Source organism: Acinetobacter sp. ASP199, from assembly GCF_022700675.1.
Taxonomy (GTDB): domain Bacteria; phylum Pseudomonadota; class Gammaproteobacteria; order Pseudomonadales; family Moraxellaceae; genus Acinetobacter.
This window is the reverse complement of record NZ_CP062182.1, coordinates 1392990-1404318: the sequence shown is the minus strand read 5'-3', so window position 1 is coordinate 1404318 and position 11329 is coordinate 1392990. Positions and strand designations below refer to the sequence as shown.

At 46.3% G+C, this 11329-nt stretch carries 16 protein-coding genes; all 16 read right to left on the bottom strand.

The window, feature by feature from the left end:
* Positions 1-450 carry a GNAT family N-acetyltransferase gene (locus tag IHE35_RS06625; protein ID WP_242789835.1) on the bottom strand — a complete coding sequence of 150 codons (450 nt, stop codon included), beginning with the start codon at positions 448-450 and terminating at the stop codon, positions 1-3.
* Position 451: 1 nt separating this feature from the next.
* Positions 452-2551, bottom strand: a complete 2100-nt coding sequence (locus IHE35_RS06620; protein ID WP_242789834.1) for a carbohydrate-binding protein — start codon at positions 2549-2551, stop codon at positions 452-454.
* Positions 2551-3114: a hypothetical protein gene (locus tag IHE35_RS06615; protein WP_242789833.1), complete on the bottom strand. Its 564-nt coding sequence runs from the start codon at positions 3112-3114 to the stop codon at positions 2551-2553. The genes IHE35_RS06620 and IHE35_RS06615 overlap by 1 nt, the downstream gene beginning before the upstream one ends.
* A 111-nt stretch (positions 3115-3225) precedes the next feature.
* Positions 3226-4128 carry a phage capsid protein gene (locus IHE35_RS06610; protein WP_242789970.1) on the bottom strand — a complete coding sequence of 301 codons (903 nt, stop codon included), beginning with the start codon at positions 4126-4128 and terminating at the stop codon, positions 3226-3228.
* 16 nt (positions 4129-4144) lie between these two features.
* Entirely contained in the window at positions 4145-4810 is a 666-nt protein-coding gene (locus IHE35_RS06605) for a hypothetical protein (RefSeq protein WP_242789832.1), read from the bottom strand.
* A complete protein-coding gene (locus IHE35_RS06600; RefSeq protein ID WP_242789831.1) occupies positions 4803-5237 on the bottom strand; it encodes a hypothetical protein in 435 nt (144 codons plus the stop codon). Before IHE35_RS06600 ends, IHE35_RS06605 begins: the two co-directional genes overlap by 8 nt.
* Positions 5234-6877: a portal protein gene (locus IHE35_RS06595; protein WP_242789830.1), complete on the bottom strand. Its 1644-nt coding sequence runs from the start codon at positions 6875-6877 to the stop codon at positions 5234-5236. The genes IHE35_RS06600 and IHE35_RS06595 overlap by 4 nt, the downstream gene beginning before the upstream one ends.
* On the bottom strand, positions 6877-7122 hold the full coding sequence (locus IHE35_RS06590; protein WP_242789829.1) for a hypothetical protein: 246 nt from the start codon (positions 7120-7122) through the stop codon (positions 6877-6879). The genes IHE35_RS06595 and IHE35_RS06590 overlap by 1 nt, the downstream gene beginning before the upstream one ends.
* A 2-nt stretch (positions 7123-7124) precedes the next feature.
* Positions 7125-7472 (bottom strand): hypothetical protein, encoded by a 348-nt coding sequence (locus tag IHE35_RS06585; protein ID WP_242789828.1) that lies wholly within the window; start codon positions 7470-7472, stop codon positions 7125-7127.
* Positions 7473-7544: 72 nt separating this feature from the next.
* The gene (locus IHE35_RS06580; RefSeq protein WP_242789827.1) at positions 7545-7874 is read right to left on the bottom strand and encodes a hypothetical protein; all 330 of its coding nucleotides are present in this window, start codon (positions 7872-7874) and stop codon (positions 7545-7547) included.
* Positions 7875-8115: 241 nt separating this feature from the next.
* Complete coding sequence (locus IHE35_RS06575; protein WP_242789826.1) at positions 8116-8568, bottom strand: hypothetical protein; 453 nt, start codon at positions 8566-8568, stop codon at positions 8116-8118.
* Positions 8569-8608: 40 nt separating this feature from the next.
* Positions 8609-9115: a RusA family crossover junction endodeoxyribonuclease gene (locus IHE35_RS06570; RefSeq protein WP_242789969.1), complete on the bottom strand. Its 507-nt coding sequence runs from the start codon at positions 9113-9115 to the stop codon at positions 8609-8611.
* 2 nt (positions 9116-9117) lie between these two features.
* The gene (locus IHE35_RS06565) at positions 9118-9369 is read right to left on the bottom strand and encodes a hypothetical protein (protein WP_242789825.1); all 252 of its coding nucleotides are present in this window, start codon (positions 9367-9369) and stop codon (positions 9118-9120) included.
* A gap of 66 nt (positions 9370-9435) precedes the next feature.
* Complete coding sequence (locus tag IHE35_RS06560; protein WP_242789824.1) at positions 9436-9816, bottom strand: hypothetical protein; 381 nt, start codon at positions 9814-9816, stop codon at positions 9436-9438.
* The gene (locus IHE35_RS06555; RefSeq protein ID WP_242789823.1) at positions 9813-10418 is read right to left on the bottom strand and encodes a restriction endonuclease; all 606 of its coding nucleotides are present in this window, start codon (positions 10416-10418) and stop codon (positions 9813-9815) included. Before IHE35_RS06555 ends, IHE35_RS06560 begins: the two co-directional genes overlap by 4 nt.
* A complete protein-coding gene (locus tag IHE35_RS06550; protein ID WP_242789822.1) occupies positions 10415-11311 on the bottom strand; it encodes a helix-turn-helix domain-containing protein in 897 nt (298 codons plus the stop codon). The genes IHE35_RS06555 and IHE35_RS06550 overlap by 4 nt, the downstream gene beginning before the upstream one ends.
* Positions 11312-11329: the final 18 nt, after the last annotated feature.

Here is an 11329-nt window from a genome sequence, read left to right as displayed (position 1 = left end):
TTAAAGCTCCAGATCCAAAAGAATGCCGTATTCGTTAAAGCCAAAATGTTTGTATAAACGCACACAGCCGTCCGTATTGATTCCGGTTGTGGTACCGCATTGCACACGACCTGCACCCATCTGGCGTGACCAGTTCAGGAACACATCAATAAGCAGCAATGCCGCACGTGTGCCGCGATATTCAGGCTTGACATAAAAGACCTGCTCAAAGGCAATGAACTGATTGTTAAACCAGTCCTTAGTTGTCAGGCAGACAATACCGCCAGCAATCTCTTGCCCTTGCTCAGCCACAAACACCGCACCCATACCATCAATGACGGCGCTCAGGTTGTCTTTCAGTGCCTGTTCATCCAGTTCACGGCTGGCATAGTTCGGTGCTTCATGAATGAATTGCCGGGCTATTTCAATCAGTGCCGGCACGTCATCCAGTGTGGCTGATCGGACTATCATTTTATTTCTCGTTAATTGATAACTGCATGGTGATAGCTTGCAGGTGAAAAGGTAGCGGTTTGTTGTGTGAGATAACTAAAGGCACTTTGTGCAGATCCTCCCATGTGCCGCCTTCTTCCAGGTGATAGCCGGTATAGGGTTTACGTGGTCCCATCAGGTTGTCATCAAAAGTGAATGTTTCGACCAGCTGGCCATTCAACTGCACACCTAGAGTTTTATTAAAGAAGAATGCTGTCCGATCCACCTTGGCCTTATGCATCATGCTCGACATCGGGCTTTGACTCAGCTCAGGTGGGAATAGTTCCGCTACACATTCAAACAGCTCACCAAAGTACAGCGTTTCATTGATCAGACTTGAATCATCAATGATCAGCTCATCCCCATTGATCCGGTATTCGATTTCAGTCACTGTGTCGTCTTTAACCCAATACGCAGCAATATTTTTCAGGTGATCGAAGCGTGACTTAACAAGAATGCCGGTATTCAGTTTGATACTGGTCTGAGAATCTACCAAAGCATCAAAAGAAATCTGCTCAAGATAGATTTTTCCCTTACGCTCAATCAGCATGTATGCATCATCAGAACCCAACTGAGTCGGCATAGAACAGATGCTTTTCACCGATCCACCAAAGTCATGCTGTGCCCAAGCCATAACTTCTTGATCTCGGTTAAAGGTAATTGATGCCACCTTGCCATCACCCAGCACTAACCAAACAATTGATTCAGGCTCTTGCTGGTATGAAATTTCATTCACACCCTGGTGCAGCTCACCGATATGTGAAGACAATGCACTGATCTCTGGTGAAACAAGACCATCCACCTCATAGCGATAGGTCAATGCCCGGACACGTTCACCACCACGCTGCACGAATAACAGCTCATTCCCGACCCGCTCAGGACGTGTTACGGAATATGCGCCGTATGCGCTGTGCTCTACAATGTTTACTGTGGTCGGTGTCAATCCCCCATCTGAGTCCACCATGAATTCACCACCAGAAGTCAGGCAGATCACCCCGCGCTGTGCTTCTAAAAACAGGATACTGTTAGACAGACCAGACGCTGAAACAATACTGAATGCATCCGCATCCTCTGTGGTTTCTAGAAAGTTTCCGTTATCCCCTACGGCGCTAAACCAGATCTTGTTCGGTGCTTTCTTGGTATTGGCCAGAACAAGGCGCTGTTTGAAATAGGTGCAGCAACGTGGATAGCCATCAGACTCATTGAAAGCATGCGGCTGAATCACCCATGAACGTTCAATTGCTAAAATATCTGCATCCAGTTTTTTAACGATCTCACCGCTAACACTATCGCTGCTGTTGAATTTCGTGATTTTGATCAGACCACCGTTGACCTCAAGATAGCGCCCCACATCCGCTGCAGTAAAACCCGCTCCATTCGCATTTGGCACCCACACCCAATCCCCCGGGTATGCATCAGGTCGTTTTCCTGTACTTTCCGTTGCTGCCTGATAGTAATAAGGCGTAAAGAACCCAGCAGGCAAATAGGCCACCACATCGCCAGTTAAATAGGTTTGCGTTTCATCCCAGACAGATACAACATCAAGAGTGAAATTAACAAATGCACCCAGATCCTTACCTGATGGCTTACCTTTACGGAATGGATAACGTGCACTTTCTGAATCAATTGGTGGATGGGTAAATACAAACTCTGAAATATTCCAGTTGCTAAACAGCTCATCACAACGCAATCGCTGCATCGGCACACCGTTATGCGTCAGAAACATTTCAAAGCGATACTGCACATATTGAATGTCACGGATCTGCGCCGTCGTATAGGGTGAAACAAGCGTGGTAATGACTGTTCTGTTACGTGGGTCATAGACCGTAATGCTCTGATGGTTGAAAATCAGTAAATAAACATTGGCCGAGTTCACAATAAATGGAATCAGGCGAATCGCTCCACCTTCCATCAGTCCACGATTGAATGTTCCGGGACGCTTGCGCACACCACCTTCAACCAGTGGGAATAAGTTTTTAATACGCTTTGCGCCGTTGGAATACTGCTGAATATCTGTCCGGGTGTATAACGCTGGTGCCAGCTCCCCGGCACTAAAGTTATTTTTCATGACAACGGTTTTCATTAGTAGCGCACTCCAATCAGTGAAGATTGATAATCTGCTGCAAAGTCTTGCGCTGGTCGCTCTTGCCCATTGATTGCACGTGCCTGTTTCAGCATGTTTTGTAGCTTCTGCCATGCACTATCCGACTCAGACTGACTGCCTGTAATCGGCTTGGCCAGTTTATGGACCATGTACAGCACCATGCATTCACAAAACAGGGAATCCCACATTTCTTCGTTATCTTCATCAGAAACGTACTGCAGGTTGATCAGATTGGTATTGGCAAGGATATGGCGTGCTTCGATTTCATATTCCTCCACACCTGCACTGATCACGCGCAAGAAATCACGTGGCAACGGGAAAGAGTTCTCATAACCAAAAGTCGGGTGTGTGGTCACTGGGGCAAGCTGCACTCGTTTTTTCGCAAAGGACCATGGATGCATGCGCAATAGTGCCTTGCGTGTGCTGGCATAGATCGAAGCGCAACGGCGTGCATTCTCTGTATTTTCATCAAATGAAATAATGGATTTAGCGCCGATCTGGCTCAGTGCTTCATTGCAGATAGATACTTCTGTAGTAGACATAAAAAAGCCCTCAAGTTTTAGTGATCTTGAAGGCTTTTAAATTGTAGTTTGTTGGGTATAAAAAAGACCCGACACCCCATGCCCAAGATGCCGAGCCAAAGCCCCTACCAGTTAGACAACGAAGTCAATCGCAACGACTTTCTTCTCGTTTGCACGACCTGCAGCAAGAGAATGCACACCACCAACCTGTTTGATGTTTTTCTTGTCTGCACGTGTGGTGATATCGAAGCCAGTGATATCCGCTTCACCAAAGTGAATTGCAGATCCACAGTAAGCAACGGTACGAAGTTCACCCACCGCAGCACCCTGGCTTAGTTTTTCGTATGGAATCCAATTGAAGCCCATCCATTTGCCACCAACACCACCTTCCTGAATCATCTTGCCGGCCATGAAGTCAGCAGATGTCAGTGTGGTATCTCCTAAGATTTCCTCCATCATTGCAGACGTATACAGGATGTATAACTGTTCGCCGTTGTGCTCATCACACTCGTTGGCACGGAAGATGGATTTTGCCTTGATGATCTTGCTTTTCAGGCTACCACTGCCAAAACCTGAAAGGACCAACTGACCCGCTGGTAATGCGGTTGGTGTGGTTGTTGCTGTGCCGTTATCCGCAACACTTTTACGGCTGATAGTACCGATTGCAGCCTGGTAAATGATGTCATCGATTTTGCGGTTTTTCGCGTTATACAGCAGCTTGATATATTTATCGTTTGGATGTGCTTTCAGCTTTGGAATGTCGCGTGATTCGATTGGAATGAACAGGTCAAAGTCATTCATCAAGACGCTACGTGTACCAGCATCAGGAATCGTCCAGTTAGTATCACCGAAACGCGCACCAGAAGCCGCCATTTCAACCTGACCCATATCATTAATGGTGAATGACTCACCTACGATTTTCCCGCGATTCACTACGGTTTTTAATAGACGGCTTTCGTTTTGCTGTGATGCCAACTCATAGTTGTCATGGAACTGCTGAACAAATGCCGCCGTGATTTTGTTTTCATTGACGATAGGCATACATTACCCCTTATTTGTATTGCTTCTGATAGAAGTTTTGGACTTGAGAAAAGACACGCTTATGATCAGGGTGGCTTTCGTTCAAATACGCTTCCGACTTCATTAATGATTCAACATCTACACCACCGCTTTGTTGTGTATTAGAAGGCGGTGTATCTTCCTGCAGCTGCTGACCAAAGTACGCTGCCATCTTCAACACCAGTGGATTGTTACCAAATGACGGATCGTTCACCTCCTCCGCAGTCAGTACGCCGTTGGCAATCAGATTGCCTGCCACTGCTTGGGCATAACCGAAGTTTTGTTCTGCTTCAGCTCCCCATGCTTCAGTCATGGTTTTAACCGTGGTTTCATTGTCCAGTACGGCGTTATTTTCCATGAGTGCCGGAATCAGCTCGTTATATTCCTTGAGCAAGAAGTTCAAGCTGCCGTTATCCAGTCCGGCTTCACGTGCACGTTCCAAGAACTCCTGATTTTCAGGAATGGCCTTAAACTCATCGAAATTGAAGTTTTCCACTTCGACCTGATAACCATCGATTGATTCAGGCGCACCAGTCACAGCCGGTGGATCTACTGGATCGGTCGGCGGCACAGGATCGGTTACCGGTGGAGTCATCACGCTAGGTGCTGGCGCTGGATTGTTTTCTGGGTCTGTAGGGTTGTTTACTGGATCAGTCATTTACTTGTTCCTCTTTATAGTCTGGATCGTTTGCACGGTTAATTTGTTTGTAGATAAAGCCAATCACGTCAGCCTGACCTGCACGGAAACATGACTCGCGCTCTGCATCATGGCCACCGCGCACATAGGTCGATTTATTGGCATACATGGACGTAAGGTGTGCAATCACTCGTTGCCCATTCACATCTAAATCAAAGACATTGCGGTAGGTTTCTGGTGTGGCTGGTCGGCTCATACGTGTTTTGACAAATGTGCCGACTTCATCCGGTTCGCTTTCTTTGTTCGCTTCAGGTAATGGGCGTTCAGAAAGTTCATCCTGGTATTTTTCAATCTGGCTTTTCAGCTCTTGGTTTTTGTTGACCTCATTCCACCAGCCAACGGCTAGGATCAGGCCCGCAACAAGCATCACGGCAAGATAAATAATCACTGCATTACTCCTGTTGCCGGCTCAGAACCGATCTGTTTTTCAATACCTTTGGCCACTGCACCGCCGGCCATTTCCATCATGGCTTGCTGTTGTTGTTGCTGGGCTTGTTCCTCTTGTGCCTTTTGACGCGATTCACGCAACTGCTGAACTTCATCGGCGGTACGCATGATCGATTGAGGAACGCCACGGCCTGTACCTGTAATCGTTGCTACTGCATCAAAATCGATATTGTCCAGAATGGTTGGCTCTACAGCTGCTGCATTCCCCATGCTCGCGATGTACTGCTCAGTGGCATACACTTCTTCCATACGCTGAGAACGTGCCAGTGGTGACACAAACTTGAATGAAAGATTGCGACCCCATAGTTCTTCTGGTGGCTGACCTAAAGCACCAGAACGCAATGCCAGACCAAAACAGCGATCAAGGATAGATTTCAGGTATTCGGTTTGCAGACGACCATACATAGGACCGAGCAGCTGCCGGATCAGCTCAACACGTGTATTAATTTCTGTTGCTGTCATGTTGCTGGTGCCAATCGGTGGCAACTGATCAGCCATAAGACGGCGACGAATCCCGCCTTGCAGGTTGGTCAATAGGTATTCTGAAAGCTGGAAGTTCACGCCATCATCCAGACGCTTCATTGAATCTACACTGTTGGCAATAATCACTTTGCGAGGACCAATACGCACAGTATGCGGATTTAAAACGCCGTCATCCTGAGCAATCCACATGCCGCCAATTTGAAGATCCGCAGAACGTAGCGTGTTCTTCATCAGATCGTTTAATGACTTAGCATCCGGCAAAGCCAAAGTCATCTGTCCATTGCCATACACCGAGTTCGGCAGCTTGCGCAGACGTGGTACCGAACAAGGAAATTCGTGATAACCAGATTCTTTCAGCATATGCTGATTGCTCTGGTCAATATGATAAGAAGCAAACGGCATGGCTTTATTGATCTGGCCAGCACCAACCTGTTTGCGTGGCTGGATCACGTGCAGCATTTTCAGTTTGGTGTCTGGTGACTTCTTGGCAGTATCAACCACCGTGTAATGGCAGTTCTTTTCACCATAAGTATTGATCATGGCTTCGGCTGTCATTTCGTGTTCGCGGTAAATGGTGTCAATCAGGCCGTCAGCACGTGTTGATCCGATAAAACAGCTACCCGTTGGCCACGACTCAAATACATAACCGCCACCTGCCTCACGATCAATATCGACATACATCACACCCCATCCAGCGGTGACAACGTCCGTGATCGTGTCGAAGTTCTCACTGTCAAAGTTTGCGCCGTGGATATTGCGCCACATGAACTGACACACATCCTCAAGCCAGCGCTCACCCTCAGTGACTTCTGACAGGTCATCGATACCGTCCGGCTGTGCCTTAAACCAGATTGCATTTGCAGGTGTAACGCCGTTCATAATCATAGATACCAGCACCTGGACAGAATCGGCAGCGGTTGAGTCGTACAGATCTGCACGCTCAGTCTCACGCTGATTCTTTACATCACTTCCAGCAAAAGACTGCTGACGCTCAGGTGCACCGAACCGATAGCATTCAGCCCAATGCGACTCATACTGTGCACGCGCAGCTTTGAGTTGTCCCAAACGGGTACAGTATTTACGAGCGTCATTATTCATCAGCCACCGCCTAGTTTTGATTTCTTTTCAAAGAGTGCGCCGTACTTAGAGTTAACCAAAGCATTAGCAGTATTACTCAGATTTCGGTCATCACCCTCACCACCCAACACGCTCATTGAACTACCCATCGAGCTACCAGTACGGCGCATTGCTTTTTTGGCATTTGATTCTGCTGTAGCTTTTTCAGCTGCCCGGCGTGCATCACCTTCCGGATCTTGCTGCACGACCTTTGGTTTTGATCCCATGCTTATTCCTCCACTGAATCCCATCCGCGATCAGTCAATACGTTTTGGATACGTTTAACTTCGGTTTGCGATTGAATTGGCTGTGCTGGTGCTGCGGATTTAGTTGAAGCTTTAGATTTTGCTTCCAGCTCTTTGATTTTCGCTTCTGCTTCAGCGAGCTTTTGCGCTACGGCATCAAACTGCTCTACAGGTACGAGAGCCACTTCTGGCGCATTTTCATTAGTGGAAGGGTCAGCACCAGTAATGCTTTCTAACGCTGCATCAGCCTGTTCTGCTGTGGTTGGTTGAGTGACTTCTTTTTCTTCAGGTTTAGGTGTTGCACCTGGTGTATTTACTTTGCGAGCTGCCATAAAAAAACCCTATTCAGTGGTTGATTGAATAGGGTTACTGTGGGGGTATGGGTGTTGGGGTTTGTTGGGTGTTTAATCAATAATGTTTCTATCTCTATCCACCATTGCGCCACACTTAAAACATTGTGCTGTTCCTTTGTGAAACATGGATGTTTCAAAATGAAAACATGCTTCTCTTAAATCTTTTTGGCCTGCTTCATATCCTTTTTTGTGCCATTCTTGAGTGAGTGCGACAAATTCATCCTTAGAGCGCTGACGTTGTGTGTTCCAACCCTGATAAGTCATCTGTACCGGCAGCACTCGATATACATCGCCATCCTTACCAAACAGCTTGTCACCATGGATGAATCGCATGTTTGTGTAGAAGTCTTGATCCTCAAACCACTTTTCAAAATCACTCATCTCTCAATCACCACTGTAGTTGGGCTGATGTGGTTACGGATATCACTTACATAGTCTGTGCGGTCGTGGTCTGCGATGGCTGCGCGGAGATCAGAGATTAAGCAACTTTGCTGACCAGTCATATTTGGGAAGCTCCACATTGAAGTGTGATACTCATTTCGTGTAATCCAGAACACAGCCCACTCAGGCGCCCCATCCACAATCCGCTTACACTTCTCCAATCCCAATTTTTCGATTAAGTTCATAACCCCATCTCCTGATCCAACTCATCAATAACCTGATCACACAGGCCGCCATCTTCAAAAATATCCAGCTGCCCGATCTTGTACTTGTATTCCATCCATTCACCTTCCAGTGGATAACGCATAATTCCTGTCTCCATACGCCATAACTCAATAAATGCTGCGCCGTTGTCGTAGTTTGGAATGCCACCACGTGCCCATTCAGACACAGTGGAAGCACCAGACACAGGCAGAAGGAATGCTATCTTTTCATGCGTCCAACCTAAACGGCTCAGATCCAGGATCATGCGATTGAAGTCTGGACGCTTGTAGTTGCGCATCTTTAACTTGAACTCTTTGACCTTTTTCTGAGTGTTGAGATTGATAAAACGCGCGCGCGCGCGAGGGTCGTTCGTATAAACCCCATTTACTCCACTTCCCCCGACCAGCTGCAGCTCACTTGAACTTCCCATTTGCAACCCCTTCTAATCCCAAACTACGGTTATTAATTTTTTAAAGTTCCCAGACTTTTAAACTGATCATTCCACCTTTGACCACGGCGCCACGTTTCACAATCAATTCATCAAACTGTTCATCGTCTTCACAGAATCCACACTTCACTAAGGAATCGATTGTTGCTTTCAAGTGGTTATCGATGTCCCGCTTCTGGTGAGTAGGAAAATGAAAAATCACTTCCAGTTTTAATCGTGTTGTCAGCCGTAATGCTGGGATCAGGGCAATAACAACGGCATGAAAATCTCTAGCTTTGTCACTTAATCTCATACCCTTCCCGCAACGTTCCCAATAGTGATTAACACTTGGTGGCGTTGTGGCAATTTCACATGACAAAACCAGTTCTTCTTCATAGTCCGTATTTCTCACTGATTTCGCGTCTACGGCGTTTTTCTTTGCCTTCTGTACCTTTGCTTGGTTTTGTTGTTTAGTGCGCTCCTGAGAAGTTTTAGCCCTGCTACGGTGGATTTTTAAGTGTGTTTGTAGATACTCTTCACTCCATCTCAATGTCATCTCTCAATCACCACTGTAGTTGGGCTGATGTGATTACGGATGTCACTACACGTATCAATGCGGTCGTGGTCGGCAATTGCGGTGCGGATGTCGTCGACACAGATAGAATCAATAAACAACTGCGATAAAAAGAAATCGTCTTTCTTTACCGAGTAATATTTAAATTTAGTAAAATGAGTTCCAAGATTGCGATGTTTTTCCACAATCTGCTTACACTTTTCCAATCCCAACTTTTCGATTAAGTTCATGCTGCTGCTCCTTTTTTCTTTTGGTATGCGCTTAGTGCAAAGGCTTTATTGCATGAGAAGCAAGCGTTAGTGCTGGTATAGCGAAGCGTTCCACCACATGACCGACATGCAGTGCCGTGATAATGCCTTGCACCCCCCATCTCTAGCCTTGTTTCGAGCAATAACTCCCGAGTGATTACGTCTTGCGTGTGCAGCTGCTACTGATGCAGCCATTACATTCCGCATTCCCTTTTGAGCATTACCCATAGGACGACCATTGAACTGAGAGAATTCACCTGAATAACCTGTTGGTAGATCTTGAACCTGACCGCCATTTTTCAGGAACGCTTCCACATCATTTTCAAGCTCTGCACGTAATTTTTCTTTATCAACCGGAATCGCTGTTGATTTACGAGCAACGCTTTCAGCTTTTACGAGTTCTAAAAATTCTGCTTTATTGATGTTCATGCTGCACCCCCTGTACGATTAAAAACACCTTTCACTTTTGCCGCCAATTCAGGTGGACATGGCACGCCTTTACGATTCTTCTCGTTATGCTCAATCGCTACTGGTTTTACCGGTGGTACATACATCACTTGAACACGTCCGGATTTTTTAGCTTTGTCCAGGTAATCGCTGTAAATATCTCTGAATGCAAAATGAGCTGCTTTCTGGCCTTCGGTTTTGAGTATGTGGCGTACTTCATCCAGTGCACGTTTGGCCAATGTCGTGATCTTATTGGCCGGATCTGCTTCAAAATTTAAAGCTTTGGCCCATGCTTGTTCAGCCGTCCACCAGTCGCCGTCATGCACACACCAAGAACGAAACTCAGGAAGTGAAGGACACCATTTTTCAGAATTCATACGCTCTAAACCACGGCGTAACTCTGCAGGTTTCAAGCCGTTCAAAACCGTGCAAACAGTGAATTGCAGCTCTGCCGGATTGATATTTCCGTATTTTTTATCGAACATTTCACCGTACAGCGCTTGCATCCGACCTAAGACCTGATCTGCAATCTCAGCTGGAAAATCGACAACGAATGCGTCCTGGAATAATTGAATATTGCTCATGATTCACCTCGTGGAATTACACCTTGGCCATAACGATGGCGTTTTGGTTGTTCAGCCTTAGGTTGTTTCGCTTCAGTCTTCGGTTTTGCAGGCTGGTAATTGCGTAGCCAGTTCAACCAGGTAGTCATCCACTTTTGAGAAATACGTTCAGGTTGACCAACTGACCATTGCGCCAGCTCTTTGAGTTGCTCAAGTACGATGTCTTGTGACAGCTTTGGAAAACTCACAGCTGCTTGCGCCATGAAATCCTGTTTGATTGGGTAGGTCCCGGATAGATCTTTCAGCGAATACAACTTTGAGTCTTCAGAGTGGTAATCAATAAAATTCAAAGCACCACGATCCTGAGGAACAAATTCTGCCGGCGCTTTATTCTTATTATTTTCTAAAGATTCTATAGGTGTATCTATTGTGTGTTTACTAGGTACACTAGTTACTGGTGTACTAGGTGAACCAGTCTGGTTTCCTAAGTGAACTGGTGTACTAGGTAAACTAGTTTCGTTAGTAAACCGATCTTTCAGGGAAATCTCATTCAATCGATAAGACTTCATGCCCTGTTTCCCGTCAGCTAAAACAGTGATAACGCCTAGCTTTATAAGCTCCTTTAAGCCAGTCGATACAGTTCTTCTACTCAATTGACGTGCACCCGGAAGATCTCCACCCTGTAGCTGTGAATAGCTGACAAAATCAGACTCCTTGTTATGTCCGTTAATGCGGTTTTCCAGCTCCGCATAGACGTTACGTGCAGCATCGCTCAGGAATGGCCACACTTCTTTTCGATACAAGCGACTAGACATAACATAGCCCTGATCGAACTTATCGCTATACATGTTCTTTCCAGCCCCTTGTGCTGGTTGTGAAGGCTTCTTAAACGGAATTACTTGTGCAGTATTCATTTCTTCACAACCTCCCCG

Bases quoted from the DNA above. Each gene is read 5' to 3' on its own strand.
- IHE35_RS06625 (WP_242789835.1), bottom strand. From the start codon at position 450: ATGATAGTCCGATCAGCCACACTGGATGACGTGCCGGCACTGATTGAA.
- IHE35_RS06620 (WP_242789834.1), bottom strand. From the start codon at position 2,551: ATGAAAACCGTTGTCATGAAAAATAACTTTAGTGCCGGGGAGCTGGCA.
- IHE35_RS06615 (WP_242789833.1), bottom strand. From the start codon at position 3,114: ATGTCTACTACAGAAGTATCTATCTGCAATGAAGCACTGAGCCAGATC.
- IHE35_RS06605 (WP_242789832.1), bottom strand. From the start codon at position 4,810: ATGACTGATCCAGTAAACAACCCTACAGACCCAGAAAACAATCCAGCG.
- IHE35_RS06595 (WP_242789830.1), bottom strand. From the start codon at position 6,877: ATGAATAATGACGCTCGTAAATACTGTACCCGTTTGGGACAACTCAAA.
- IHE35_RS06590 (WP_242789829.1), bottom strand. From the start codon at position 7,122: ATGGGATCAAAACCAAAGGTCGTGCAGCAAGATCCGGAAGGTGATGCA.
- IHE35_RS06585 (WP_242789828.1), bottom strand. From the start codon at position 7,472: ATGGCAGCTCGCAAAGTAAATACACCAGGTGCAACACCTAAACCTGAA.
- IHE35_RS06580 (WP_242789827.1), bottom strand. From the start codon at position 7,874: ATGAGTGATTTTGAAAAGTGGTTTGAGGATCAAGACTTCTACACAAAC.
- IHE35_RS06575 (WP_242789826.1), bottom strand. From the start codon at position 8,568: ATGGGAAGTTCAAGTGAGCTGCAGCTGGTCGGGGGAAGTGGAGTAAAT.
- IHE35_RS06565 (WP_242789825.1), bottom strand. From the start codon at position 9,369: ATGAACTTAATCGAAAAGTTGGGATTGGAAAAGTGTAAGCAGATTGTG.
- IHE35_RS06560 (WP_242789824.1), bottom strand. From the start codon at position 9,816: ATGAACATCAATAAAGCAGAATTTTTAGAACTCGTAAAAGCTGAAAGC.
- IHE35_RS06555 (WP_242789823.1), bottom strand. From the start codon at position 10,418: ATGAGCAATATTCAATTATTCCAGGACGCATTCGTTGTCGATTTTCCA.
- IHE35_RS06550 (WP_242789822.1), bottom strand. From the start codon at position 11,311: ATGAATACTGCACAAGTAATTCCGTTTAAGAAGCCTTCACAACCAGCA.